The following is a 24,754-nucleotide window of genomic DNA, read 5'->3' on the forward strand; positions in this document are numbered from 1 at the left end:
CGTTTCCCGTTTCTCTGAATGCCGCAGATCTTGTCTAAGAATGAGCTGAGAATCCGCGTCGCCCGCGCCTGCCTGGCCACCTGCCGTCCGCAGGACGCAAGGCCGAAGGCCGCGCAGGTGACGTTGCCGGACTGGCATCGCTCTGTCATTCTGTGATGGACGGTGTTTTGGGGAAAGGCGTCCAAAGTGGCTCAAAGCAACAAAGATCGCATTTGCGCTTTGCTCAAAAGCATTGAGACCGGAGATCCCGGCCCGATTTCTGTGGTGAATGAGGCCAGGTATATTCAGCACAATCCGCAGACCCATGAGGGCAGCGAGGGATTGGCTTCTCTGTTCAAGCGCCTGTCCGAGACGCAGCCCAAAGTGAATGTGGTGCGCGCGTTCGAAGACGGGGATTTTGTGTTTGCGCATACGGAATACGATTTCTCACGTCGCAACATCGGGTTCGAGGTGTTTCGGTTCGAAGACGGACAAGCCGTCGAGCATTGGGACAACATTCAAAAACGGGAAGGCCCGAACTCTGATGGCAACAGTATGGTGGATGGCCCGACGCAGGTCGCTGAACCCGACCGCACAGAAGAAAACCGGGCATTTGTCCGGTCTTTTGTCGAAACAGTGCTTGTTGGCGGCGATGTGGAGCAGCTTCAGGCGTTCGTCAATGCAGACGATTTTACCGACCACAATCCTCATCTGTCAGGGGATGTTACTGCGCTAAAAGGGTTGCTTTCGGGCGATGCCAATCGCCCGAGGCCGGACTACAAGCATCTTCACCGCATCCTGGCCGAAGGCGATTTCGTGCTGAGCGTTTGCGAAGGTCAAATCGGAGATCAGCACAGTTCCTTTTATGACCTTTTCCGCGTCTCCAGCGGGAAGATTGTCGAGCACTGGGATACGGTTGAAGCAATCGCTCCGCGTGGTGCGTGGAAGAACGACAACGGGAAATTCTAAGTTTAGCGCACCAACTGCCCTTCCAGCCATGACTGGAATGAACGCAGTGGCTCAGGCTGCGCGCGGCGGGACGGCCAGACAAGGAAGTATTCGCCAAGGCTAATCGATGGCCCGCTCCAGGCCAGGATCAAACGCCCATCGCGCAACTCATCGGCAACGAGGTAAGAAGGCGCCAGAGCAATCCCAAGCCCATGAACGGTCGCCTGAATCATGGTCGAAAAGTGGTCAAACAGCATTCCGCGTAGGCCAGAAACGGTCTGACCCTGTGCGGCGAACCACTGCTCCCAAGCGTCCGGTCGCGTGTCCAGGTGCAAAAGCGGGGCCGAGCGAATTTCGCTGAGCGAACTTGCAGGGTGCGGGCGCAAATCCGGTGCGCAAACTGGCAGAACTTCCTCTCGCATAATGGGTAGGTAGTGCACACCGGACCAATCGTGGCGTCCAAAGTGGATCGCCGCGTCAAAGGGCTCGGTCGCGAAGTCGAATGGTCTTAGGCGCGTGCCGAGATTCACCGTGACCTCAGGGTGACGTTTGGCAAAATCCTGCAACCGAGGTGCAAGCCAGTGCATGCCAAACGCAGGTAGGATTGACAGGTTCAGCGACCCCCCGGCGGGATTGGCCTTTAGCTTTAGTGCCGCCTGAGCCAAGTCTTTCAAGGCCACCCTTGCCGTTTGCACATAGTCTTTGGCCGCAGGTGTCAGGTAAAGCCGCATCTGATTGCGCTCGATCAGCGGTAGCCCAAGTTGGTCCTCCATTGATTTGAGCTGCCTGCTGATCGCGCTTTGAGTCAGTGATAACTCCTCTGCCGCTGCAGATGCGCTGCCCAGGCGATCCACGGCCTCTAGCGCGAGCAGGGATGAAATGGATGGCAAAAACCGTCGGGGGGCAATCATATTACAATTCCTCATACCTTTGGGCAGCAATAGCACTGGATTTTTGAAGCCGCCAGAGCGAAGAAGTGGGATACAAAGTCAACCAGAGACCCAAATTGGACAAGCTGACTTCCTGGGTCTTAGTGACAGAGCAGGCGTGGCAAATGCGAAAAGCCCTGCCAAGCCAGTTGATGAGGGAATGTCATGGATCGCGCCCAGATCGTACACGAGAACTTTTTGACCCGTGTCGCAAATCGCGATTTTCCGGAAGGCCCAGTTCCACGACCCGGGCTTACCCCAACGGATGCGGTGTCGGTGTTTCGCTCTCAGGTCCTGAGCCGCGCATTAGACCGCACCAGCCGTGCGATGCAAAAGGCAGGGCAGGGATTTTACACGATTGGGTCATCGGGTCATGAGGGGATGGCGGCCGTTGCCCATGCCGTGCGCCCGAGTGATATCGCATTCCTGCACTACCGTGATGCAGCGTTTCAGATCGCGCGCGCCGAACAGGTCCCGGGTCAGCAAATTGCCTGGGACATGCTGTTGAGTTTTGCCTGTTCGAAGGAAGACCCGATTTCAGGTGGTCGCCACAAGGTGCTTGGGTCCAAAGTTCTAATGATCCCGCCGCAGACCTCGACAATCGCCAGCCACTTGCCCAAGGCGGTCGGTGCCGCCTATGCGCTGGGCGCTGCGCGGCGTCATGATCCTGAGCACCGCAGCCTGCCCGACGACGGGATTGCGATTTGCTCCTTCGGCGATGCATCGGCCAACCACTCAACAGCGCAGGGGGCAATCAATACGTCTGGGTGGACCAGCGTGCAATCGACCCCGCTTCCGTTGTTGTTCGTATGCGAAGACAACGGGATCGGTATCTCGGTCAAGACGCCCAAGGGTTGGATCCAAGCGTCGATGGAGCACCGCCCGGGCATCCGGTATTTTCAGGCAAACGGATTGGACATTTATGAGACCTACGCGGTTGCACAGGCAGCTGCCGACTATGTGCGCTCGCGCCGCAAACCTGCGTTTTTGCACCTAAGAACGGTGCGCCTCTATGGCCATGCAGGGGCGGATGTGCCAACCACGTATTTGCCAAAGGCCGAGGTCGAGGCCGATGAGGCCAATGATCCGCTGCTGCATTCGGCGCGCTTGCTGGATCAGGCGGGGGCTTTGTCGCCAGACCAGGCGCTCACGGTCTATAACGATACGTGCGCCCGTACCGATCGGGTCGCAACTGAAGCCGCCGCACGCCCGCATCTGGCCAACGCGCAAGAGGTGATGGCCAGTTTAATTCCTCCCAAACGTGCGTGCAAACCCCGCAACGGACCCAGCGCGGACGAGCGCGCCCGAGTATTTGGCGGCGACCTGCGCGCGATGAATGACCCGCAGCCCATGAGCCGTTTGATCAACTGGGCGCTGACCGATCTGATGCTGGAGTATGGTGAGATCGTTTGCATGGGTGAAGACGTTGGCCGCAAGGGTGGCGTCTATGGCGTGACGCAGAAGCTGCAGAAGCGCTTCGGTTCGGATCGCGTGATTGATACACTGCTGGATGAGCAGTCTATTCTGGGGCTTGCCATCGGTATGGGCCACAATGGTTTCATTCCGATTCCTGAAATCCAGTTCCTCGCCTATCTGCACAATGCCGAGGATCAAATCCGCGGCGAGGCCGCGACCTTGCCGTTCTTTTCGAACGGGCAGTTCACGAATCCGATGGTGTTGCGGATTGCAGGGCTGGGCTATCAGAAAGGGTTTGGCGGACATTTTCACAACGACAATTCTCTGGCCGTTCTGCGGGATATTCCGGGTGTCATTATTGCCTGTCCGTCAACCGGTGCAGACGCGGCACAGATGCTGCGCGAATGCGTACGTTTGGCACGGGAAGAACAGCGAGTGGTGGTCTTTCTTGAACCCATCGCGCTTTACCCAATGCGCGATCTGCATTCGGCGCAAGATGCGCAATGGATGTCGACCTATCCTTCGCCTGATCGCCGTATCGGTTTGGGAGAGGTCGGAGTGCAGGGCGAAGGTACCGATCTGGCCATCGTTACTTATGGCAACGGGCACTACCTGTCGCATCAAGCCTTGCCAGAGTTGGAAGCAGCGGGGATCAAAACGCGCATCATTGATCTGCGCTGGCTCGCCCCGCTGCCAGCAGATGCCTTGCGTGAGGCTACCAAAACATGCGCGCATGTTTTGGTCGTCGACGAATGCCGCAGGACCGGAAGCCAATCTGAGGCGCTGATGACTTTCTTCGTCGAAGAAAGTCCTTCGACCCCAATCGCGCGGGTCGTGGCCGAGGACAGTTTCATCGCGACCGGACCCGCCTACGCTGCACCATTGCCCTCGAAGGATGGTATCGTAGCCGCCGCGCTCAAGCTGACCGGAGGTGGGTCATGACTCGGACCGCCGTTGTTATCTGTCCCGGACGGGGGACTTATAACAAACCAGAATTGGGCTACCTGCACCGCCATCATGCGACCCGCATGGACATGTTCCGCAGCTTTGACGCTGTGCGGTCTGAAACCGGGCAGGAGTCTATTATTGCGTTGGATGGTGCGGATCGGTTCTCGGTCGGGAAATACTCGCGCGGTGACGTCGCTTCACCCCTGATCTACGCCGCTTCGCTCGCGGATGCCCAAAGCTCAGCTGACGACATCGAAGTGGTCGCGGTGACGGGCAATTCGATGGGGTGGTACATCGCACTGGCGGCAGGCGGCGCATTGTCTGCTGAGGATGGGTTCCGGGTGGTGAACACGATGGGCACGTTGATGCAAGAGCATCTGATTGGCGGGCAGCTTGTATATCCGTTCCTCGGAGAAGCTTGGGAAAAAGACCCAGCGCGCAAGGCTGCCTTGCTGGATGACGTCGCTCGCATCGACGCGGTTGAAGGGCGGAACCTCGCACTGTCCATCGATCTTGGCGGTATGTTGGTGCTGGCGGGTAACGAACAGGGGCTGCAGGCGTTTGAGGTGTCGCAACCATCCGTGCAGGAGCGCTATCCGATGCGTCTGGCGAACCACGCGGCGTTTCACACGGCCCTTCAGGCGCCGGTCGCTGCCGAGGGACGCGCACGCCTGGGGGCCGAATTGTTTCGTCAGCCGGAATGTCCGCTGATCGACGGGCGCGGGAAAATCTGGTGGCCGGGCGCGACGGACACAAGGGCATTGTGGGACTACACTCTGGGTCATCAGGTAACCGAGCCCTATGATTTCACCCGCGCAATCCAGACCGCTGCCCGCGAGTTCGCACCTGATGTGTTCATCGTAACTGGCCCTGGAGCGACCCTGGGTGGCGCGGTCGCCCAATCCTTGGTTCTGGCCGATTGGCGGGGGATGCGTGACAAGGCCGCCTTCCAGATGCAACAAACTGCGCAACCTTTGTTGATTTCGATGGGCCGCCCGGATCAAAGGGTCCTTGCAACCGGATGATCCACGCGCGTTTCAGGAGCCAGACGTGAAAGATTACGATCAGTCGCTGTGGCGAAAGACATGCCGGGAACAGGTGGAAAGTGATCCTCTGAACGGTGATCTAACCGTTGATCTAGCTGTCATCGGTGGTGGCTATACCGGTTGTTCCGCCGCGTTGACGGCGGCGCGGGCGGGGGCATCGGTCTGCTTGCTAGAGGCTTTTGACATAGGTCACGGTGGGTCCGGTCGCAATGTCGGTTTGGCCAATGCCGGATTGTGGTTGCCGCCAAATGAAATTCGATCCCATCTGGGCGACAGGGCCGGGGACAGGCTGATTGATCTGCTGGCGAAGGCCCCTGCCGAAGTTTTTGACCTGATCGAAAGCGAAGGGATTAAGTGCGAACCCGTTCGGGGCGGCACTTTGCACTGTGCGCATTCCAACTCCGGTCTGCATGACCTCAGGACGCGCTACGCGCAATTGATCAGCACTGGCGCGCCCGTTGAGCTTCTTACTGCAGACCAAACTGCGCAACGCACCGGAAGCGCGGCGTTTCAAGGCGCCCTGTTCGATCCCCGCGCTGGTACAATTCAACCCCTTGCCTATGCCCGCGGGTTAGCCAGGGCGGCGCAGCAGGCTGGTGCCAGAGTGGTCACGCACACTCCAGTTGTTTCACTACAATACAACGACGGCGTTTGGGAGGCAGAGACCCGTTCCGGAACAGTACGCGCGAAATCTGTCCTTCAGGCGACAAATGCTTATCACCTGAATCTACCGGATTCTGACGTGGCCTATGTGCCGGTATACTATTTTCAGTTCGCGACCGCGCCTTTGTCGGACAACCTGCGCGCCAGCATTCTGCCCGGTGGCGAAGGATGTTGGGACACGGGGCTAATCATGACCTCGTTCCGAATGGATCAGGATGGACGGTTCATCATTGGTGCAATGGGTGATCTGGGTCATGCAGGCAGCCGCGCACACTCGGACTGGATAGAACGTAAGCTGCGCGCGCTGTACCCGCAGCTCGCGGATCAGCCGCTAAGCGAGGGATGGCATGGCCGGATCGCGATGACCTCGGATCACATCCCGAAGATCACCCAAATCGGGCCGCGCGCATTATCTGTGCATGGGTTCTCCGGTCGTGGGATCGGTCCTGGCACTGTTTTTGGCCGTCTCATGGCCGAAAGCCTGCTGACGGATGATCCATCCTTGCTGCCTTTGCCTGCAGTTGAAAAACATACCGAGCATTGGTCCGGCCTGCGCCGCGCCTATTTTGAGACGGGCGCGGCGGTGACTCATTTCCTGAAGGCGCGAATCTGACTCTAGACGGACCGCGTGATGCCGCCATCAACGCGGATGTTCTGACCGGTGATGTACCCCCCGCCCTCGGATGCCAGCATCGCGACGACAGACGCTATCTCATCATAGCTGCGCCCATAGCGGCCCATTGGAATACGGGCGCGGAACTCTTCTTTTTCGGGCAGGCTGTCGATGAAGCCAGGAAGGACGTTGTTCATGCGGATATTGTCGGCGGCGTATTTGTCCGAGAACAGTTTGGTAAAGGCCGCCAGCCCCGCGCGGAACACGCCCGAGGTCGGAAAGACCGCATCAGGTTCGAAGGCCGCAAAGGTCGAGATGTTTATGATCGACCCGCCGCCCTGCGCCTGCATGATCGGCGTCACCAGCCGGGTCGGGCGAACCGCGTTCATGAAATAGACGTCCAGTCCCGTGTGCCAGTCCTCATCCGTCAGTTCCAGCACCGGCGCGCGGGGTCCGTGTCCGGCTGAATTGACCAAGACATCGACGCGCCCCCAATGGTTCATCGCCGCGTCAACCAAGTGTTGCAGGTCCTCGTTGGATTGGTTCGAGCCAGTTACGCCTACGCCGCCCAATTCGTGCGCCAGCGCTTCGCCCTTGCCCGACGAGGACAGGATTCCAACCTTGAACCCGTCTGCTGCCAGACGTCGAGCGGAATCCGCGCCCATTCCACTGCCGCCTGCGGTGATGAGTGCCACTTTGGTCATGGGAAATCTCCGTGTCTTCAGTTGCCCAAAAGATGAGCTTTGTTGGCGGGTTTGACCAATCAGTTCTGCTGCCGCTATGCTGTAGAAAATCTACAGGACATATTATGCCCGCTTTGCCCCCACTGAACGCGCTCCGCGCATTTGAGGCCGCAGCGCGCCACTTGAATTTTCGTTTGGCCGCTGACGAATTGGGCGTGACACAAGGGGCCGTCGCGCAACAGGTGCGCGGCCTTGAGGCGCGGTTGGCTGAGCCTCTGTTTGATCGGTTGCCTCGGGGTTTGGCGCTGACCGAGGCCGGACGACGGTTCCATGCGCCGCTGCGCCGCGCTTTTCGTCTGATTGAGGACGCTGTGGATGCGTTGTCCGGCTATCAACAGGTCACGATATCTGTCACGCCAAGTTTTGCATCGAAATGGCTGGTCCCTCGGTTGAAAGACTTCACGTCACAGCATCCAAATATCTCGGTCCAAGTGGACGCACGCGAACGATTGGCGGATTTCAAAAGCGATGGTGTGGACATTGCGGTTCGACAGGGGCGGGCACCCTTTGGCGCAGACTTGACGGCTGAGCCTTTGTTTTCGGGCGCATTCGTTCCGGTGTGCAGCCCGGGCATTGCGGACGGGATCGATACCCCGACGGATTTGCTGGGTCAGGTTTTGCTAAACGACACACATGGGCTTTGGGCGCTGTTCCTGGAACGAACCGGGGTCGCGGGCAAAGCCCGGATGATGAAGTTCAGTCAGACCAGCCTTGCCATCGACGCGGCGGTGTCCGGGCAGGGGGTCGCCCTCGCAAACGCACCGCTGATATCCGCCGAACTCGCGTCAGGGCAATTGGTGCAACCTCTGCAGGATGAGCTAATCGATGATCTGGGGTTTTATGTCGTTGCCCCAAAGCAACCGAGGCAGTTGGAGTTGGTGCAGCGGGTCAAAGCGTGGCTGCTGTCTCAGACCTGAAGCGTTGCGGCTGTCGCCTCGATTCGGTCACGTAACCAACGATGGGCGGGATCGTTCGTGCTGCGTTGGTGCCAGACCATGTAGATCGAAACTGGCGGGCAATCGAATGGCAGCGGCGAACAATCCAGCGCCGCCAGCGGCCCCTGCTTCATCAATAAAGTGTCGGTAGAAATCAGATCGCTGCCCTTAATAAAAGACGGGATCGCATTGAAATGGGGCAAACTGACCGTGGGCGGCCTGATCTGGCTTTGGTCCACGCCGCGCATCACCGCACGAGAGCTGCGTCCATCCGTAAACCTCACCTCAACATGATCCGTCTCGCAGTAGCTTTGCCAATCGCTGGGCGGAACACGTTGAGAGGCGTCATAGAAAATCATCAACGGGCTGGTCAGAAGGCGTTTCTGAAAGATATCCGGACCGTCAGGTGGCAATGGCGTCAGCATCAGCTGGCACCGGTCGCTGCGCAACAGGTCCGGATCGGGCACGCCCGAGGGGATGAACCCCAGCCGCAGCCGAATGCCCTCGGCACGCGTGATGCGCAGCAGATCAGGAAAGATCAGTTCACGCGGCATATCATTGGTCGCAATCTGGATGTGCATCTCTTCGGCGAGCGGGTCGAAGGGACGATCCTCGGTCAACGCGCGCATGCCATCAAGCACGTGCTGGACCGGGTCTTTCAAGGATAACGCGCGTTCGGTTGGCATCAGGCCCTGGCCGGAACGGACAAAGAGCGGATCGCCCAGAACCAGCCTCAGCTTGGCCAGCGTGTGACTGATCGCCGATTGTGTAACGCCTAACCGGTCGGCGGCCTTCGAGACTGAGCTTTCCTCGAGGATCGTCAGAAAGACGCGCAGGACTCTACCATCCAAGTCGGTGAAATCGAAATTGCTCATACCGTGTATGATTATTCATGAATGGATTTGCAGTCTATCGCGAATTAGATGACACTCAGCAAGCAGGAGGCGCGCGATGGGAATCCGGTTTTTCTCGGACAAGAACAGGCCCGTTCACATGGGCGGCTATCCGTTGGAGCGGTTGTCGCGGCAATCGGCAATGCCTGATCTTGCTGCAGTGAAGCCGATGCCGGTTCTCAGCTTCCATCGTCCGGATCAACCGGAAAGCATTGTCAACGCGATGGGTGAGTTTCAGGCGATGATGGACGCCATCCGGGACGGGTTCGTCAATCCGGTCAAGTCCGATATCCCACCTGATCCGCTGGACCGCTCCAACCACTTGAAAGCGTTCGGTTACTTCAACGATGCCTCGATGATCGGCTGCGGCCCATTGCCCGCAGAGGCGCTGCTGACTGAGCCGCGCCGTAACTCCGATATCGACCGTCTGGCGCATGCTCTGAAGACGCGACAAACCAAGACGCTGGCCTCGGGCATCGACATGATCATGGCTGACCTGAAAGAGAGTATGGAGGCCGCGCCGCGCCCGATGGACTCGCATCGCCATGCGATCGTTTTCCTTTACGAACACAACCGCGACCCCGAACCCAATGAGGCAGGCGCGGATTGGATCATCGACGCGCAGGATCATCGGGCCTGCCTGCTGGCAACCGAAAACGCCGTGGTCATCGCCAATTACCTGCGCATTCTGGGATTTGACGCGCGGGCGCATACGGTGATGTCTTCCGAGGTCGATTTGGGAAAACTGGCGGTTGCTGCTGGGTTGGCCTCGGTCGAAGAGGGCGAAGTTGTCGCGCCGTGGCTTGGCAAGCGGTTCGGGTTGGCAGCAGTGACGACGGAAATGGAGATCGCGCATGATCAGCCGTTGCTGCCGATGGCACAACAGCCCTGGTTTAAAACGCAAGGTCCCGCATGGTGGGTGGGCGCAGGTTTTGCCAAGAACGCTCTGAACCGCGATCCCTATGTCAAGCGGCGCTATGTGGATGGGGCGCACCCGTTCGAAAAGCTCAAACGGGTCGAGACGCCGACGACATACATTGACGAAGAGAACGTCGCGCGTGTCCCAAAACGCGCCGATATGTTCGCGCGGGCGCAGTTCGGGGATATGGGTAAGCACCTGCAGGATGCGGCGAAAGGCGGGTATTACGTGCGCAAAGCCGCCCCGAGTTTTGCCCAACGCCGCGCGCTGGGCGCGTTTGTTTTACTGCAGGATGGGGACAGTGCGGATACCCCACCGCCGACCGATGCCGCGCGGAACGCCGCGAACATCAAGGCGGCGACGTATTTCCTGGGGGTCGATGCCGTTGGCCTCAGCCGGTGCCCCGAATGGGCGTGGTATTCGCACGACGCGACGGGCGAAGAGATCGTTCCGCCCCACGATCAAGCCATCAGTATGATCATCGATCAGGGATATGAGACGATGGAGGGCGCCAGCGGTGATGACTGGATCAGTGTCGCCCAGTCAATGCGCGCATATCTGCGGTTCTCGCTGCTGGGCGGTGTGATCGCGCAGCAGATCCGCAATCTTGGCTATAAAGCCCGCGCGCATACGGTGATGGATGGCGAGGTTTTGCAACCGCCCTTGCTGTTGTTGGCAGGTCTGGGCGAGGTCAGCCGGATTGGCGAGGTGATCCTCAACCCCTATCTGGGCCCGCGCCTGAAATCCGGCGCGGTCACGACCGACATGCCGATGGCGCATGACAAACCGATCGATTTCGGCCTGCAGACCTTTTGCGAAAGCTGCAACAAATGCGCCCGTGAATGCCCCTCGGGTGCGATCACCGCCGGGCCGAAACTGATGTTCAACGGCTATGAAATCTGGAAATCCGACAGCCAGAAATGCGCCACCTACCGCGTGACCACTCCGGGCGGAGCGATGTGCGGGCGGTGCATGAAGACCTGCCCGTGGAACCTGGAAGGCATCTTTAAGGAACGCCCATTTCGGTGGGCTGCGATGAACGTCCCTCAGGCCGCTCCTGCATTGGCGAGGTTGGATGACGCGGTGGGCAATGGCGGATTGAACGACGTAAAAAAATGGTGGTGGGACATCGAGCTTCAGCCGGACGGAGCTTATCGCCCGACCGAGCACCCGCTGAACCGGCGTGACCTGCAAACCGATCTGGACCTGAAATACGAGGACCAGACCCTGGCCGTCTATCCTGCGCCTTTGGCTCCGCATCCTTGGCCTTATCCCTTTGCTATGGATCGCGAAGCCGGGATTGCCGCTTATCAGGCGATGGTGACCGCAGATGAATACAAGGCGCGCAAATCTGCCGGGGACATGTCTGTGATCCATCGCTACACCATTGCGGGCGACGCCCCGGTGATGCGGGTGGAGCTGACCAAGGTCGACAAGATGACGTCGGATGTCACCAAATACGAGTTCTCGACGCTCGACGGCGCGCCGCTGCCGGAATGGACCGCTGGCGCGCATCTGGACGTGCTGGTCGCGCCCGAATTCCTGCGGCAATACTCCATGTCCGGCGACCCGACTGACCGCGCTACCTACCAGATCGGCGTGCTGCGCGAAGACGAAGGGCGCGGCGGCTCAGCCCTGCTGCACCGGATATTCAACGAAGGGCGCAAGGTTTTTATCTCGAAGCCCATCAACCATTTCGAACTGGATGAGGGCGCGACCAAGACTTTCTTGATGGGCGGCGGAATTGGTATCACTCCGATGATCGCTTTTGCCCACCGTCTGCACGCATTGGGCAAGCCGTTTGAATTGCACTATTCCGCCAGCACCCGCAGCGGGGCTGGGTACCTGGACGACCTTGCGGCGATGCCCTGGGCTGATCACGTGCATTACCATTTCTCGGACGAGGACACCCGTGCTGATCTGGATGCGATCCTCAGGAACTATCGGACGGGCTGGCATGTCTACACATGTGGCCCCGATCGATACATGGACGGTGTCATGCAAGTTGCAGAGCGGCAGGGCTTTCCCGAGGAGGCCCGCCATCTGGAATATTTCTCGGTCCCGGAACAACCCGACTATGAAAACCATCCGTTCACGTTGAAGCTGACGAAATCCGAACGTGAACTGATTGTCCCTGCCGACAAGGACGCGGCGCAAGTTCTCAACGAGGCGGGCATTCACGTGGATGTGAAATGCTCGGACGGCATTTGCGGGGTCTGCAAATGCGGTGTGATCTCGGGCGAGATCGAGCACCGAGACTTTGTTCTGTCGAACAAGCAACGTGAAAGCTCTATGATCCTGTGCCAAAGTCGGGCATTGCGCCCAGATGGTGTGATCGAGGTTGACCTCTAATCATATTCCCGGACATATGGTTCGCATCACAAATATTGCTTGATCCCACCATGGACGCGGGTCAGTCGCTGCACTAACGTTTCGCCAAAACCCAGTAGATCCTGAATACAGGTGCGAGGTATAACTATGGATTATCACAGCCCTGCCAGTTTTGCCGAGGCGTCGGCACTGGCTGCGAACGCAACGGGCACGACCCGCTTTCTGGCGGGCGGAACAGATGTTCTGGTGCAGCTGCGCTCGGAACTCGTCACGCCCGACACGCTGATCGACATTAAGAAGATTGATGGCGTCAGCGACATCACCCGTAACGCCGATGGCGGATGGACTCTGGGCGTTGCCGCCACCGGTGCCGAGATGAGCGAGCATCCCGAGTTGGGCCGCGACTGGCCGGGCGTGGTTGAGGCGATGGACCTGATCGGGTCGACACAGGTTCAGGGACGCGCGACACTGACGGGGAACCTGTGCAATGGCTCTCCGGCAGCGGACTCGGTGCCCGCGATGGTTGCCGCTGGTGTAACGGTCACGGTCACCGGCCCGGTTGGTGACCGCGAAGTTGCGGTTGAGGATATTCCCACCGGCCCTGGTAAGACGTCGCTAACGAAGGGAGAGGTGGTTTCAGCCATTCACATACCCGCGCGCGGCGAAAACGCCGGTGACGCCTACCTGCGGTTCATTCCGCGAACCGAGATGGACATCGCCGTGGTCGGTGTGGGCGTCAGCCTGCGCCTGGACGGTGACACCATTGCCGAAGCTCGCGTTTCGCTGGGCGCGGTCGCGCCGACTGTCCTGCTTGTTGACGATTGTGCCAAGGCCATCATCGGCAGCACGCTGGACGAGGCGGCACTGGATGCGCTGGCCGCTGCGGCCTCGGCCGCCTGCAACCCGATCGACGACAAACGCGGTACGATTTCTTTCCGCACCGAAGTAGCGGGCGTACTGGCCAAGCGCGCTGCAAAAATTGCCTATGCCCGCGCTAAGGGAGAAGACCAATGAGCAAGCTCCACGTATCCACCACCGTGAACGGGGACACGGTTGAATATCTGTGCGACCCACGCGAAACGCTGCTGGATTGTTTGCGCGACAAACTGAACCTGACCGGCGCAAAAGAGGGCTGCGGCACCGGCGATTGCGGTGCCTGTTCGGTCACTGTAGATGGCCGTCTGGTCTGTTCTTGCCTGATGCTGGGCGTTGAGGCCGATGGCAAGACCATCGAGACCGTCGAAGGCATCGCGGAAGGCGACGTCCTTCACCCGCTGCAACAGAAGTTCATCGAACACGCGGCGCTTCAGTGCGGCATCTGTACGCCGGGCATTCTGGTGGCGGCCAAGTCGCTGTTGGAGAAGAACCCCAACCCGACCGAGGAAGAAACCCGGTATTGGCTGGCAGGCAATCTCTGCCGCTGTACCGGTTATGACAAGATCATTCGCGCCGTCATGGAAACGGCGGAAGAGCTGCGGGAGGCTTCGTAATGGCACTCGACGATCGTAAAACGGAATTCACCTTTGTCGGCACCCGTCCGAACCGTCCTGACGGGTTGGATAAGGTCACAGGCCGCGCCAAGTTTGGCGCGGATATGTCGGCGCCCGGCATGTTGCACGGCGCTATTCTGCGCTCGCCGCATGCCCACGCTAGGATCGTCAAGATCGACGCGTCCAAGGCCGAGGCGCACAAGGACGTCAAAGCCGTTGTGACGCGCGCGGATTTTTCGGACAAGGTTGAGTTCAAGCCCGGTCTGGAGGGCGAGTTCTGGAACGTTCTGGAAAACGTCATGGCCGGGGAAAAGGCTCTGTATGACGGGCACGCGGTTGCCGCTGTGGCTGCCACATCCGCCTTGGCGGCGCGGGATGCGCTCAAGCTGATCGAGGTCGAATACGAGGTTCTGCCCCACGTTACCGATGTGGACAAAGCGATGGCTTCGGATGCGCCCGTGATCCGCGAAGGGGCAGCGGATTATTCTGTACCCGAGGGTCTGCACCCCAACGTCGTCCGCTATCACGAAAGCGGTCACGGCGATGTTGAGGCAGGTTTTGCTGAGGCCGACCTGGTCATCGAAGACAGCTTTACCACCGAGGCGACTCATCAGGGTTACATTGAACCCCACGCCTGTCTTGGGATGCTGGGCAATGACGGCAAGGGTGAACTTTGGTGCACCACCCAAGGCCACTGGATCGCGCAGAAAACCTGTGCGGCGCTACTGGGTATCGAGACTTCGCAACTGCGGGTGACAGCTTCCGAGATCGGGGGCGGCTTCGGCGGCAAGACCACCGTGTTCATCGAACCCGTCGCGCTGGCGCTGAGCCGTAAAGCCAATCGCCCGGTCAAGATCGTTATGAGCCGATCCGAGGTGTTCCGGGCCACAGGCCCGACCGCGTCAGCCTCGATGGATATCAAGATCGGGATGAAAAAGGACGGCACAATTTCGGCGGCCCAAGGCGTGTTCCGCTTGCAAGGCGGAGCGTTTCCGGGTGCTCCGGGCGATTTCACGGCCATGTGCGCCTTTGCGCCCTACAGCCTGACCAACGTCAAACAGATCGGTTATGACGTGATGGCGAACCGCCCGAAGCAGGCGGCCTATCGCGCGCCGGGCGCGCCGATGGGGGCCTTTGCGGTCGAGTCCGTGATTGATGAGCTGTGCAAAAAGCTGGGTCTGGACCCGATTGAAGTGCGCCTGAAAAATGCCTCGCACGAAGGCACCAAGGCCAGCTATGGCCCGCGTTTCGAACAGATCGGTCTGGTTGAAACGCTGGAGGCCGCAAAGGCGCATGCGCATTATTCGGCGCCCTTGAAGCCGGGTCAGGGGCGCGGGATTTCCTGCGGCTTCTGGTTCAACCACGGCGGAGAAACCTCGGTCACACTGGCGCTGTCTCAGGACGGTTCGGCACAGTTGATGGTCGGGACGCCAGATATCGGCGGCTCGCGGGCGTCCATGGCGCTGATGGCCGCTGAGGTGCTTGGTATTCCCTATGAGAACATAAGGGTGACAATCGCTGACACCGCCTCGCTGGGCTACAACGACGTCAGCCATGGCTCGCGCGTGACTTACGCGTCGGGCCTGGCGACGATCAAAGCAGCACGTCATGCGGTCGAAAAGCTGTGTGAACGCGCGGCGAACAAATGGGACATCCCTGTTGAAGCCGTGAAATGGGAAAACGGCTGCGCGGTGCCGTCTGGTCCGAACGCAGGCGATTTTGATCCGTTGCCGCTGGCAGACATCACAGCGAATATGGGATCGACCGGCGGTCCGATCTCGGGCCATTTCGAGGCCACTCCGGAAGGTGCAGGCGTATCGTTTGGCACACACATCGTCGATGCCGAGGTTGATCCGGAAACCGGCAAAACCAGCGTGATCCGTTACACGGTCATTCAGGACGCGGGTAAGGCAATCCACCCGACCTATGTGGAAGGCCAGTATCAGGGCGGTGCCGCGCAGGGTATCGGCTGGGCCCTGAATGAGGAATATATCTATGGCGATGATGGTCGTCTGCAGAACTCGATCTTCCTCGACTATCGCATTCCCGTCGCCAGCGACCTGCCGATGATCGATACTGTGATCGTCGAAGTGCCCAACCCTGGCCACCCGTTTGGCGTACGTGGCGTGGGTGAGACGGGCATCGTGCCGCCTCTGGCTGCCATCGCCAACGCGGTTTCGCATGCGGCTGGCGTGCGGATGCGGCAATTGCCGATGTCACCGCCGCGCATTCTGGCGGCGCTTAAGGACAATGGTTGAGGTCCACCTTTGGTCCGGCCTCCGGTCACTGACCGGGGGCCAGCAGGTAGTCGAGGTTCAGGCCAGGACCACCGGCGAGATGTTGCGGGAATTGGTGCGGGTACATCCACAGTTGCAAGGTCCGATTGACGCAGGCGTTTCTATCGCAATTGATGGCCGCGTCATCGCCAGCGGTCTGGTCGAGCCGATCCCCGAGGGCAGCGAGGTTTACCTGATGCAGCGCCTCAGGGGGGGGTGAATCAGCCTTCCGATTTGCCATCAGTAACGGCCTTCCAATATGAACTCGCGGCAAACCTGTACGGGTTCCGGAAACTGAGGCCGCTTGCGAACATATAAGTATACGTTTCGGGTGGTCGAAAGGTCGGGAATGGGCCGAAAGGACACTGTCTCGGGCACAAATTGCGCGACAGTTTCTGGCAATAGCGTAATCCACTTTCCTGTTCCAACCATGGTAATCAGTGAATGCGTGTTGTGAATCGTTACCTCGGCCCCGTCGATCGCAGGGCGAAAATGCGGGTTGTCGATCAGGTCGCATAAGCTGTTGCGAACAAACGGTGCCGAGAGAATGTCGTCGGGCGTGGGCGGCTCTGGGCCTGCAATCAACGGATGGTCGGCTGCAGCGACAAGACCAAATGCGTCTTCAAAAAGCGGCATCGTCTCAATCTCGTTGAGCATATGGCGTCCCGATGCGATGCCCACATCTGCTCTGTCCTCAGCGATTGCGTCCAAAACTTGCTGTGTATCTGTATCCCGCAGCTCAATTTTCAGACCCGGGAAGCGGTCTGTCAGGTGGTCGAGCAGAGGAGGGAAGATCAACGCGCCGACAGAAGGCACGGCTACGATCCTGATGAGCCCATGTTCCGCCATTGCGGCGGCTTCGATGCTCTGAACGGTCTGGTCGAATTGGCGAACCTGCCTGTGGGCCAGCTCGAACACACGCTCTCCGACCGGAGAAAGCTGGTTTTTTCTTTCCCCTTCAAAAAGCTTTTTGCCCAGGTGATCCTCAAATTGTTTGAGGGTCATGGAAATCGCCGACTGGGTTCGGCCCAGACGGGTTGCGGCCTCGGTCAGGTTGCCGGTTTGGGCGACAATGCAGAAACAGCGCAGCATTTCGATCTTGAGAGCCATATTTCAATTTTTCTGTAATTGAGTTGAGTTAATTGAGTTTGACTTATGTGGCCTCCAAAATCCATCCTGTCCCCAACGATTATCCCGATCCGAGGCGCAAAGTGATCAAAACAAACGCCAGTTCCGAAACGACAGGACGCGGAACAGGGGCGGTTTTGTGATGCGGATCGACGGGCTTCAATACGCCAACTGGTCCGAGAAGATTTTCCGTCAATTGCGCGAAGGCGGGGTCGACGCGATTCATGTCACCATCGCCTATCACGAGACGTTCCGCGAGACGGTGCTGAACTTTGAAAAGTGGAATCGCTGGTTCGAACAGTTCCCGGACCTGATCATGAAAGGCCGTTGGGCCAAAGATATTGATATTGCGCGCGAAACCGGACGAACCGCAGTGTTCTTTGGGTTTCAAAACCCTTCACCTATCGAAGTTGACATCGGTTTAATCGAAATTCTGCATGACCTGGGCGCGCGGTTCATGCAGTTGACCTATAACAACCAATCCCTGCTGGCGACGGGCTGCTACGAGGCGCACGACACCGGCATCACCCGCATGGGCAAACAGGTCATCAAAGAGATGAACCGTGTAGGCCTTGTGGTGGACATGAGCCATTCGGCGGATCGGTCCACCATAGAGGCCGCTGAACTGTCCGAGCGTCCCATCGCCATCACTCACGCGAACCCGCATGATTGGGCCCCTGCTTTGCGCAACAAGCGCGACGCAGTGATCCGAGCGGTTACGGCCAATGGTGGGATGCTCGGCTTTTCGGTCTATCCGCATCACTTGCGGGACAAATCGGACTGCACGCTGGAGAGCTTCTGCGAGATGATCGCGCGCACGGCCGAGACGTATGGGGTTCAGCATCTGGGGCTGGGCACGGACCTGTGTCAGGATCAGCCCGACAGTGTTGTCGAATGGATGCGCGTGGGACGTTGGACCAAAGAAATCGATTATGGTGAGGGTTCTGCCGCCGCACCGGGCTTTCCACCGATGCCGTCCTGGTTTCAGGACAATCGTGACTTTGGTCAGATCGAAGACGGGCTTCGCAAGGTCGGCATGGATGAGGGCGAAATTCGCGCTATCATGGGCGGCAACTGGTATCGTTTCTTTGCCGAGAATTTTGAACCACGTCCAACATGAAACACACGGTCCATATCCCCAGACGCGATCCGGCGCAGGTGATGCGCTTGTCGCGATTGGGGTCGTTTCACCAGTGCCGCCTCAGCTTTATGCGCCAGCTGACACGTCGCATGGCCGCCGAGAATTGGCGCTTTGAGCGCCCGGTATTCGAGATCGACCAAAACGGGGTTGGGCATGCCGTCTATTCCGCGCGGGGTCCTGAAAACACCTATTCGCTGGTCGCGTTTGCGCATGACCTGCCGCCCGATCAACGGTCTGATCGGGTGATTGCCGAGGCTTGGGATGCCACATTTACATTGTTCGATGGTGTTCCAACCGCGGGCGACATCGAAAGGCTGTCGCAGAACGTACCGCTGCAAGAGGCGGGGCGCGTCAGCGAGCGCGAATTGTCATTGTCACGCGCGAACCGGTCGGTCCGGTTGTGGGAACACGTTGTCGAGCGCTTAGCCATGGGCCGACAGCCCGATCCGGAACAGGTTTATGAAGTGGGATACCTGATGCGGACGACGGCCGTTTACGGGTCAGGAAAATTCGGTGCGGCAGATCGTGAGCAGACAGCGCACCGCGTGGAACTCAACGCGCCATTTCAGACCGAGATGCTATCGGTCTACCTCACCCGCACGTTTGTACGGGATCTGGTGCAGCATATGGCGCGTGCAAAGGGTGGAACGCAGGCAGCAAGTTTAGAGCCTGAAATTGCATGTTGGCTGGGGATCGGAAATTCCACCGGCCTGGGTATGGCCCCTTTCATCGTCAATCATCCCGTCCTCTTCAACAACTGGATCATGGTCCGGGAAGAGGCGATCAGCCGGGTGCGGTCGCTTCCTTCTGCCTCAGAGTCAGAGGTCGAACAGTTTCTCAATGTCTTCGATCGCAGCAGGCTTTCCATATCCTGGTGGCAATCCAAACATCCGGTTCAAGTCAGAAAACTTGCGGATCTGAACAATGACCTTTCGGCCATCGCGGAACATCTGGACCAGACCGATCTGAGGCAAAACCGCCCATGGGACAGATTGATTCATTGGTCACAGAATGCACTGAGCGAAGAGGGGCAGGAACTTTTGGCCTCTCTGATACTGGAACCTTATGGTGAATTGGTCGATGGCTTGACCAGTTGCATGGCCGATCAAAGCTTGGATGCACGGGTGATTGATGGAACACAGTCGATCAGCACCGTCCGCAGATTGATCCTTGGCAGCTTTGATTGGGCTATGGAATTGGACTGGACCGAAAGGCAGAACTGCGCGCGCGCGTGGTATGTCTCGGAAGAGAAGTTGGAGCCTCGTCTGGGTGAGCGGTTCGAAGAGCCGATTGCCGCATTTGAACAACCACTGACTCCGGCCCGAGATGCCGCGCTGGCCATCAGGGCTCTGGAGGCTTGGCCGGGCGATAAGTCGATTGCAGAATTCCTGCTAAGTCACCCCGAACATCGCCACACGGTCCGTCGCGCGCAGCAAAGTCAGATCGCCCCTTACAGCGAAATTCGCGACAATACCATTGATGCGGACGTTATGCCGATTGACATGTTGCGGGCCAAGCTCTCGTTCTTTGGAGCCACCCATTTCGACCCGCGTTCGGATCGTTGGGTGCGAATTTGCATGTACGCAGGCGCGCCATACCCCGAGGACCTGTCGGTGTCGAATGCCGATCATTGGGTGTATCCTGAGCTTGCGACATGAGCTTTTCGCTAAATGAAATCGAAGCCTTGGCCAAACGCGCGGCGCGCGGGGGCGGATACCCTTGGGGCCTAGCCGAAGAGGCGGGCATGGCAGTGCGTTTTCTTTGCCTGCAAGGGCTGGACGGGGCTGGGCAATTGGCGCGATTGCTGGACCATGGATATGCCGGGTATCTGGCGGATCATCAACCGGTCGTATCTGGTGCCGAATGGCGGGGTCAGAAGACACTGTGCCCCCTTCTGACGGGCGCGCATATATCTGACCGTGGGGGGCTGGGTGACCACGGTGCGGTTCGCTTTACAGATGTGGCAGCACCTCTTTTGATGGTGCCGTTTACCGCCAATGTGGCCCGCCGACGGGGGCAGGTGTTGGGTATCACTTTCGGTGACGCTTATGCTGTCACGGACGGGATGCAACTTGAATGCCCCAACGGCGTTGCTGACCATGCGCAAGACCTAAAAATCGAAGTCGTTCGCAGTTTGACAAATGCGCGGCAGCGGCGATCCCGCGTGAGAGCAGATAGTGTCAGCCTTGGCACACTCAATCGCTACGCCAACCGCACCTATGCACCCGCAACCGACGAGTCGCGCCGCTTGGGCGCAGGGACGACGCTTTCCGACAATGACTGAAGGGGTCAATTGATGACTGAAACCCGCACACTTACCCTTACTGAGATCGAAGACCTGTCCCTGCGCGCCCTTTTGGCCGCAGGGACCAGCGAAGACAACGCCCGCCCGCTGGCCCGCGCCACTGCGGCAACCGAAGCCGACGGCGTGGCAAGCCATGGTCTGGCCTATATCCCGATCTATTGTGAGCATGTTCAGTGCGGCAAAGTCGATGGGCAAGCGGTGCCCATTCTTGAAACTCCGCGACCCGGTGTCGTCAAAGTGGATGCCGCGACGGGGTTCGCTCATTCCGCGATTGAACTGGGGTTTCAGGCACTGATCCCGGCGGCCCGCGAACAGGGTATCGCTGCCCTGGGGGTCACAAACAGCTATAACTGCGGGGTCTTGGGTTATCACACCTATCAGTTGGCGCAGGCCGGGTTGGTGGGGATTGGCTTTACCAACGCCCCAGCGTCGATTGCGCCGTCGGGCGGGGCAAAACCGGTGGTCGGGACAAACCCGTTTTCCATTGCGGTACCCGGCGAAGATGGCCAACCTGCCCTGTTGATCGACCAGAGTGCCAGCACGATTGCCAAAAGCGAAGTCATGAAACACGCGCGGGAAGGCAAGCCCATTCCCGTCGGTTGGGCACTGGATGCGGATGGGAATCCGACAACAGACCCTGAGGTCGGGCTGAAAGGCTCTATGGCTCCATCTGGCGGATACAAGGGTGTTGGGGTCGCTTTGCTGACCGAAATCATGGCCGCCGCATTGACCGGGGCCAGTCTTGGTATTCACGCCTCGCCCTTTTCCGGAACGGCGGGTGGACCGCCTAAAACCGGCCAGTTCTTTATTGCGATTGATCCCTCGGCAACATCCGGCGACCTGTTCTCGGACGGGATTACCAATCTGGTCCAAGCGATCCGGTCCCAGGACGGCGCGCATCTACCTGGCGATGGTCGCCGCGCCTGTCGGTTGGCCGCGCAGACCGATGGCGTAGCGGTGAACGTCGCGACTTTGGCTAGGATCGAAGCTTTGTTGGAATAGGCGAACAGCCGTTAACTGTTCTGATAGTAAAATGACAGTTTGCGACTGACGCCACCGGGCGGGCGCGGGAAGGGGGCCGCAGCACGTACCTGAGCCTTGGCCGCGCGGTCCACTTCGGGCGAGCCTGAACTGTCGATGACATCGACCCATGCCAGTGAGCCGTCCGGATCGATCTGAAAGAACACACGGGCAAACCCACGCGACGAGACATAGACGACAGGCGCGCGGTTCAGATGCACCAGAACGCGGCCCGCGTAATTGGTGGTGTCAGAATTTCCCGGACCCCGCCCGCCTGACCTGTTGCCGCTGTTGCCGGAGGTAAAAGAATCCACTCCCTCGCGCCGGTATTGCGTCAGTGGCGACTCAATCACTTGGCGGGGGAAGCGCAGATTGGCGAACTCGTCAGACCCGTTTTCCGCGCCTGATTGATCGGGATTGGGCCGCTGATCCGGCAATCTGGGGCGCAGCGATGCGGTCACAGCCGGGCCAGACTCGGCGGGTTCGACCTGATCCGGGACGGGTGGTGTCTCAGTCGCTTCGGGCTCAACCGCTTCTTGTTCCAAGGGAACAATTGGGATCACTGCATCGGGCGACGGTGTCTCAACCGGCAGCGCGGCGATTTGTTGCGAGGGCTCGGTGACTTGTGTTTCTTCGGTCGCCTCAACAGACTGCGTCGTTTCAACCTCGGTGCCTTGGGGGATTTCAGTGACGTCTTGCGGCTCGACGGCCGGGGTGACTGACGCGTCATCGCTGGCCTCCGCTTCGCCTTCCGAGGGGTCCACGGCCTGCACGGTCTCAGCCTCAGAGGTGATTGGCTGCACCACTTCATTGTCGCCAAGATCAGGAGCTGGCACGTTTTGCGGGTTGTCTGACGCAACCAGGGCCTCGCTGACCGGAATTTCGGCGGCCTCAGGCTCGGGCGCTGTTTCGACCGGCGGTTCGGGCACTTCTGCAGCTTCGGGTTCCACCGGGTCAGGGGTGATGTCAGCCACCTCTTCAAACGTATTGCCCAGCTCGATGGTATCCGGCGAGGGACTGGCCGCCGCGCCATCCAGTCTTGGGCTTGCCGTCATGGTCAGGCCGAACAAATGCGCCAGCACAGACAGAATAACTGCCAGAACGGCGACGGTGATCGAGCCGCGTATCATTCCAACGCCTTCTTGGTCACAAGAAATACTGACTTTGCCCCGCTACGGCGCAGCGCACTGGTCACTTCGATCAGGCGCGGGCCGGAAACATCGCGGTCGGGTACGATGCGAACGGGTCCTTTGGTATGCCCGGCCATGTACGCACCAGGGTTGGTTTGAACACCACGAAAAGTCAGCGATCCGTCCCGGTGAAGAACCAGCGCATCTGGAGGTTCGCGACCTTCAAGCTCGGATGTGCTGACAAGCTGCAGGTCGGGATCCAAAGGGGCTGCGATTGTGCCGGTGATCAAAAAGAAGATCAGCATCAGAAAGACGACATTGATCAGCGGGATTGTGGAATCGCGTTTGCGGCGTGTCTGGGTTTGGCGGATCATTGGATCACTCCAACACCAGCACGCTCAGCCCGTCGCGGCCGCGCAGTTCCACCAACAGATCCACGACCCGTTGGGCCGAGGTGTCGTCGTCGAGACTGACCAGCACTTGCCCCTCGGTTACTTGATCAGACAATTGCTGTAACGTAACCGGAGCGCCGTTCATCACCAGACGATCGGCGCCCAGTTGCACAAAAGTGCGCTCGGACGGTGTTTCCGACGTGGCGTTTCCGGCGGTCGCATTGCTTAGCTCGATCCCGCCGAACCGAGAGAATGTCGAGGACAGCATGAAAAACAACAGCAACAGAAAGATCACGTCAATGAGGGGCGTCATCGACAAGGGGCGTCGAACAAAGGGCGCCCTGTTACGCATGGCTCGGTTCGGTTGACGGGGCGGGTTCGCTGGCCGCCTTTGCGATCTCGTGGCCCGGTACCAAAATAGTGCGCAGCGCTTTGTCCGCAAAAACACGCTCACGCGCGGTGCGGCTTTCGAACCAGGACAGGACCATCGAGGTTGGCATTGCAACCGCAAGCCCCACCGCTGTGGTCACCAGAGCAACCCATATACCACCGGCCAGCAAAGAAGGATCAACGGATGATCCCGCCGTTTGCAGACTTTGAAACGCGTCGATCATGCCCAGAACCGTACCGAACAGCCCAAGCAACGGCGCCAGCTGAGCGACCGTGTCCAGCAGGCGAAACCCCCGTTCCAATCCGGCCAGAGCCAGACCGGCTTCGGCGTCCAGTCTTTCATCCAGCCCCGTGGTGTCGGGTGCCTCCATCGCTGCGGCGACAATCGGGGCAAGGTAACTGCGGCTATCTGCCAGTCGCGTACGCGCGGCCTGCCATTCACCTTTGTCCCAGGCGGACAGCGCTTCGGACAAAACCCGATGCCGCCCGACACCGGATACTGCGAATTGCCACAGCTTATAAAGCGTGACAGCCAGCGTAAGGACCGACATCACAATCAGGATCGCGACGACGGGTCCCCCGAGGGCCAGAATTTCGCGCAACGCGTCCAAGAAACTCATCCGATCAATCCTACTTTGACCCTGCTGCCAAGCGAGAGCGCCTGATGGCAAATTGCGCTATCCGATCCATCAACAATGCAGGTGCTGGCCCCGTTGATCAGGGCCTGTCCCACGGCCTCGCACGTCATACCGGGAAGATCGAATTGCCGCACGCGTGGCCGGTCTGCGGGCAAGTCGCGGAAATCGAACAGCGACAGGCTGACGACACTGCCCGAAGCGTCGAAAATCACGGTTTCGAACACGGCCTTGTCGATGGATGTGCCCGTTTCGTTGTTGGCCAGAAAGGTCAGGCGACACGCCCCGTTGACGTCTTGCACCGTGTTCAGCTCCAGTCGCAATCCCGAGGGATTGTCCTGCGCCAAAGCCAGAACGGGAAGGGCACTTGCCAGGAGTGCAAAAAGAGCGAGGCGGCGAAACTGCATGTGAAGGCTCCGGTTGGCACTGCGCAAATAGGGTCGGTGGCCGAGATTGGCAACCTTCGTGTCCTTGAATATCTCAG

The 24,754-nt window shown here is 59.2% G+C and carries 23 protein-coding genes; 14 read left to right on the forward strand and 9 right to left on the reverse strand.

Going from position 1 to position 24,754, the window contains the following annotated elements; translation table 11 throughout:
• Nucleotides 1-186 precede the first annotated feature (186 nt).
• A complete protein-coding gene (locus tag ACR0CR_RS15270; RefSeq protein ID WP_480600583.1) occupies nt 187-948 on the forward strand; it encodes a nuclear transport factor 2 family protein in 762 nt (253 codons plus the stop codon).
• Nucleotides 949-950: 2 nt separating this feature from the next.
• Here ACR0CR_RS15270 and ACR0CR_RS15275 read toward each other — a convergent pair whose 3' ends face one another.
• Complete coding sequence (locus ACR0CR_RS15275) at nt 951-1,838, reverse strand: LysR substrate-binding domain-containing protein (RefSeq protein WP_480600585.1); 888 nt, start codon at nt 1,836-1,838, stop codon at nt 951-953.
• 183 nt (nt 1,839-2,021) lie between these two features.
• On the opposite strand from ACR0CR_RS15275, the gene ACR0CR_RS15280 reads away from it, so the two are divergent.
• From ACR0CR_RS15280 to ACR0CR_RS15290, 3 genes are read left to right on the forward strand one after another with little or no spacing between them, the layout of a single operon-like run.
• On the forward strand, nt 2,022-4,214 hold the full coding sequence (locus ACR0CR_RS15280; RefSeq protein WP_480600587.1) for a thiamine pyrophosphate-dependent enzyme: 2,193 nt from the start codon (nt 2,022-2,024) through the stop codon (nt 4,212-4,214).
• A complete protein-coding gene (locus ACR0CR_RS15285; protein ID WP_480600590.1) occupies nt 4,211-5,245 on the forward strand; it encodes an ACP S-malonyltransferase in 1,035 nt (344 codons plus the stop codon). Before ACR0CR_RS15280 ends, ACR0CR_RS15285 begins: the two co-directional genes overlap by 4 nt.
• 25 nt (nt 5,246-5,270) lie before the next feature.
• Nucleotides 5,271-6,542, forward strand: a complete 1,272-nt coding sequence (locus tag ACR0CR_RS15290) for an NAD(P)/FAD-dependent oxidoreductase (RefSeq protein WP_480600593.1) — start codon at nt 5,271-5,273, stop codon at nt 6,540-6,542.
• Nucleotides 6,543-6,544: 2 nt separating this feature from the next.
• Here ACR0CR_RS15290 and ACR0CR_RS15295 read toward each other — a convergent pair whose 3' ends face one another.
• The gene (locus ACR0CR_RS15295; protein ID WP_480600595.1) at nt 6,545-7,246 is read right to left on the reverse strand and encodes an SDR family oxidoreductase; all 702 of its coding nucleotides are present in this window, start codon (nt 7,244-7,246) and stop codon (nt 6,545-6,547) included.
• A 104-nt stretch (nt 7,247-7,350) separates the two neighbouring features.
• Between ACR0CR_RS15295 and ACR0CR_RS15300 the strand changes: the two genes are divergently transcribed.
• Nucleotides 7,351-8,202, forward strand: coding sequence for a LysR substrate-binding domain-containing protein (locus ACR0CR_RS15300; RefSeq protein WP_480600598.1), 852 nt, complete (start codon nt 7,351-7,353; stop codon nt 8,200-8,202).
• Here ACR0CR_RS15300 and ACR0CR_RS15305 read toward each other — a convergent pair.
• Nucleotides 8,193-9,095: a LysR family transcriptional regulator gene (locus tag ACR0CR_RS15305; RefSeq protein WP_480600600.1), complete on the reverse strand. Its 903-nt coding sequence runs from the start codon at nt 9,093-9,095 to the stop codon at nt 8,193-8,195. The genes ACR0CR_RS15300 and ACR0CR_RS15305 overlap by 10 nt on opposite strands.
• A 76-nt stretch (nt 9,096-9,171) precedes the next feature.
• Here ACR0CR_RS15305 and ACR0CR_RS15310 point away from each other — a divergent pair, with 76 nt between their 5' ends.
• The 5 genes from ACR0CR_RS15310 (at nt 9,172) to ACR0CR_RS15330 (ending at nt 16,349) form a co-directional block, all read left to right on the forward strand.
• Nucleotides 9,172-12,384 carry a reductive dehalogenase gene (locus tag ACR0CR_RS15310; protein ID WP_480600602.1) on the forward strand — a complete coding sequence of 1,071 codons (3,213 nt, stop codon included), beginning with the start codon at nt 9,172-9,174 and terminating at the stop codon, nt 12,382-12,384.
• Between the two features lie 126 nt (nt 12,385-12,510).
• Nucleotides 12,511-13,377: an FAD binding domain-containing protein gene (locus ACR0CR_RS15315; RefSeq protein WP_480600604.1), complete on the forward strand. Its 867-nt coding sequence runs from the start codon at nt 12,511-12,513 to the stop codon at nt 13,375-13,377.
• A complete protein-coding gene (locus tag ACR0CR_RS15320; protein ID WP_480600606.1) occupies nt 13,374-13,853 on the forward strand; it encodes a (2Fe-2S)-binding protein in 480 nt (159 codons plus the stop codon). Before ACR0CR_RS15315 ends, ACR0CR_RS15320 begins: the two co-directional genes overlap by 4 nt.
• Nucleotides 13,853-16,111, forward strand: a complete 2,259-nt coding sequence (locus tag ACR0CR_RS15325; protein WP_480600608.1) for a xanthine dehydrogenase family protein molybdopterin-binding subunit — start codon at nt 13,853-13,855, stop codon at nt 16,109-16,111. The genes ACR0CR_RS15320 and ACR0CR_RS15325 overlap by 1 nt, the downstream gene beginning before the upstream one ends.
• Nucleotides 16,104-16,349 carry a MoaD/ThiS family protein gene (locus tag ACR0CR_RS15330; RefSeq protein WP_480600610.1) on the forward strand — a complete coding sequence of 82 codons (246 nt, stop codon included), beginning with the start codon at nt 16,104-16,106 and terminating at the stop codon, nt 16,347-16,349. The genes ACR0CR_RS15325 and ACR0CR_RS15330 overlap by 8 nt, the downstream gene beginning before the upstream one ends.
• 20 nt (nt 16,350-16,369) lie before the next feature.
• Here ACR0CR_RS15330 and ACR0CR_RS15335 read toward each other — a convergent pair whose 3' ends face one another.
• Nucleotides 16,370-17,239, reverse strand: coding sequence for a LysR family transcriptional regulator (locus ACR0CR_RS15335; RefSeq protein WP_480600612.1), 870 nt, complete (start codon nt 17,237-17,239; stop codon nt 16,370-16,372).
• 160 nt (nt 17,240-17,399) lie between these two features.
• Between ACR0CR_RS15335 and ACR0CR_RS15340 the strand changes: the two genes are divergently transcribed.
• The 4 genes from ACR0CR_RS15340 to ACR0CR_RS15355 are packed head-to-tail and all read left to right on the forward strand — an operon-like array spanning nt 17,400 to nt 21,705.
• The gene (locus ACR0CR_RS15340; RefSeq protein WP_480600951.1) at nt 17,400-18,377 is read left to right on the forward strand and encodes a membrane dipeptidase; all 978 of its coding nucleotides are present in this window, start codon (nt 17,400-17,402) and stop codon (nt 18,375-18,377) included.
• Nucleotides 18,374-20,056, forward strand: coding sequence for a hypothetical protein (locus ACR0CR_RS15345; protein WP_480600614.1), 1,683 nt, complete (start codon nt 18,374-18,376; stop codon nt 20,054-20,056). The genes ACR0CR_RS15340 and ACR0CR_RS15345 overlap by 4 nt, the downstream gene beginning before the upstream one ends.
• Nucleotides 20,053-20,682: a DUF3726 domain-containing protein gene (locus ACR0CR_RS15350; RefSeq protein ID WP_480600617.1), complete on the forward strand. Its 630-nt coding sequence runs from the start codon at nt 20,053-20,055 to the stop codon at nt 20,680-20,682. Before ACR0CR_RS15345 ends, ACR0CR_RS15350 begins: the two co-directional genes overlap by 4 nt.
• A gap of 12 nt (nt 20,683-20,694) precedes the next feature.
• Entirely contained in the window at nt 20,695-21,705 is a 1,011-nt protein-coding gene (locus tag ACR0CR_RS15355; protein ID WP_480600619.1) for an Ldh family oxidoreductase, read from the forward strand.
• An 11-nt stretch (nt 21,706-21,716) separates the two neighbouring features.
• Here ACR0CR_RS15355 and ACR0CR_RS15360 read toward each other — a convergent pair whose 3' ends face one another.
• The 5 genes from ACR0CR_RS15360 to ACR0CR_RS15380 are packed head-to-tail and all read right to left on the reverse strand — an operon-like array spanning nt 21,717 to nt 24,677.
• Nucleotides 21,717-22,853 carry an energy transducer TonB family protein gene (locus ACR0CR_RS15360; RefSeq protein WP_480600621.1) on the reverse strand — a complete coding sequence of 379 codons (1,137 nt, stop codon included), beginning with the start codon at nt 22,851-22,853 and terminating at the stop codon, nt 21,717-21,719.
• Nucleotides 22,850-23,227, reverse strand: a complete 378-nt coding sequence (locus ACR0CR_RS15365) for an ExbD/TolR family protein (protein ID WP_480600624.1) — start codon at nt 23,225-23,227, stop codon at nt 22,850-22,852. Before ACR0CR_RS15365 ends, ACR0CR_RS15360 begins: the two co-directional genes overlap by 4 nt.
• A 4-nt stretch (nt 23,228-23,231) precedes the next feature.
• Complete coding sequence (locus ACR0CR_RS15370) at nt 23,232-23,558, reverse strand: ExbD/TolR family protein (protein WP_480600626.1); 327 nt, start codon at nt 23,556-23,558, stop codon at nt 23,232-23,234.
• A gap of 31 nt (nt 23,559-23,589) precedes the next feature.
• Nucleotides 23,590-24,255, reverse strand: a complete 666-nt coding sequence (locus tag ACR0CR_RS15375) for a MotA/TolQ/ExbB proton channel family protein (protein WP_480600628.1) — start codon at nt 24,253-24,255, stop codon at nt 23,590-23,592.
• Complete coding sequence (locus ACR0CR_RS15380; protein WP_480600630.1) at nt 24,252-24,677, reverse strand: hypothetical protein; 426 nt, start codon at nt 24,675-24,677, stop codon at nt 24,252-24,254. Before ACR0CR_RS15380 ends, ACR0CR_RS15375 begins: the two co-directional genes overlap by 4 nt.
• Nucleotides 24,678-24,754: the final 77 nt, after the last annotated feature.

This window comes from Ruegeria sp. AM2 (assembly GCF_056540685.1).

Bases quoted from the DNA above. Each gene is read 5' to 3' on its own strand.
- ACR0CR_RS15275 (WP_480600585.1), bottom strand. From the start codon at position 1,838: ATGATTGCCCCCCGACGGTTTTTGCCATCCATTTCATCCCTGCTCGCG.
- ACR0CR_RS15280 (WP_480600587.1), top strand. From the start codon at position 2,022: ATGGATCGCGCCCAGATCGTACACGAGAACTTTTTGACCCGTGTCGCA.
- ACR0CR_RS15285 (WP_480600590.1), top strand. From the start codon at position 4,211: ATGACTCGGACCGCCGTTGTTATCTGTCCCGGACGGGGGACTTATAAC.
- ACR0CR_RS15295 (WP_480600595.1), bottom strand. From the start codon at position 7,246: ATGACCAAAGTGGCACTCATCACCGCAGGCGGCAGTGGAATGGGCGCG.
- ACR0CR_RS15300 (WP_480600598.1), top strand. From the start codon at position 7,351: ATGCCCGCTTTGCCCCCACTGAACGCGCTCCGCGCATTTGAGGCCGCA.
- ACR0CR_RS15305 (WP_480600600.1), bottom strand. From the start codon at position 9,095: ATGAGCAATTTCGATTTCACCGACTTGGATGGTAGAGTCCTGCGCGTC.
- ACR0CR_RS15310 (WP_480600602.1), top strand. From the start codon at position 9,172: ATGGGAATCCGGTTTTTCTCGGACAAGAACAGGCCCGTTCACATGGGC.
- ACR0CR_RS15315 (WP_480600604.1), top strand. From the start codon at position 12,511: ATGGATTATCACAGCCCTGCCAGTTTTGCCGAGGCGTCGGCACTGGCT.
- ACR0CR_RS15320 (WP_480600606.1), top strand. From the start codon at position 13,374: ATGAGCAAGCTCCACGTATCCACCACCGTGAACGGGGACACGGTTGAA.
- ACR0CR_RS15325 (WP_480600608.1), top strand. From the start codon at position 13,853: ATGGCACTCGACGATCGTAAAACGGAATTCACCTTTGTCGGCACCCGT.
- ACR0CR_RS15330 (WP_480600610.1), top strand. From the start codon at position 16,104: ATGGTTGAGGTCCACCTTTGGTCCGGCCTCCGGTCACTGACCGGGGGC.
- ACR0CR_RS15335 (WP_480600612.1), bottom strand. From the start codon at position 17,239: ATGGCTCTCAAGATCGAAATGCTGCGCTGTTTCTGCATTGTCGCCCAA.
- ACR0CR_RS15340 (WP_480600951.1), top strand. From the start codon at position 17,400: ATGCGGATCGACGGGCTTCAATACGCCAACTGGTCCGAGAAGATTTTC.
- ACR0CR_RS15345 (WP_480600614.1), top strand. From the start codon at position 18,374: ATGAAACACACGGTCCATATCCCCAGACGCGATCCGGCGCAGGTGATG.
- ACR0CR_RS15350 (WP_480600617.1), top strand. From the start codon at position 20,053: ATGAGCTTTTCGCTAAATGAAATCGAAGCCTTGGCCAAACGCGCGGCG.
- ACR0CR_RS15355 (WP_480600619.1), top strand. From the start codon at position 20,695: ATGACTGAAACCCGCACACTTACCCTTACTGAGATCGAAGACCTGTCC.
- ACR0CR_RS15360 (WP_480600621.1), bottom strand. From the start codon at position 22,853: ATGATACGCGGCTCGATCACCGTCGCCGTTCTGGCAGTTATTCTGTCT.
- ACR0CR_RS15365 (WP_480600624.1), bottom strand. From the start codon at position 23,227: ATGATCCGCCAAACCCAGACACGCCGCAAACGCGATTCCACAATCCCG.
- ACR0CR_RS15370 (WP_480600626.1), bottom strand. From the start codon at position 23,558: ATGACGCCCCTCATTGACGTGATCTTTCTGTTGCTGTTGTTTTTCATG.
- ACR0CR_RS15375 (WP_480600628.1), bottom strand. From the start codon at position 24,255: ATGAGTTTCTTGGACGCGTTGCGCGAAATTCTGGCCCTCGGGGGACCC.
- ACR0CR_RS15380 (WP_480600630.1), bottom strand. From the start codon at position 24,677: ATGCAGTTTCGCCGCCTCGCTCTTTTTGCACTCCTGGCAAGTGCCCTT.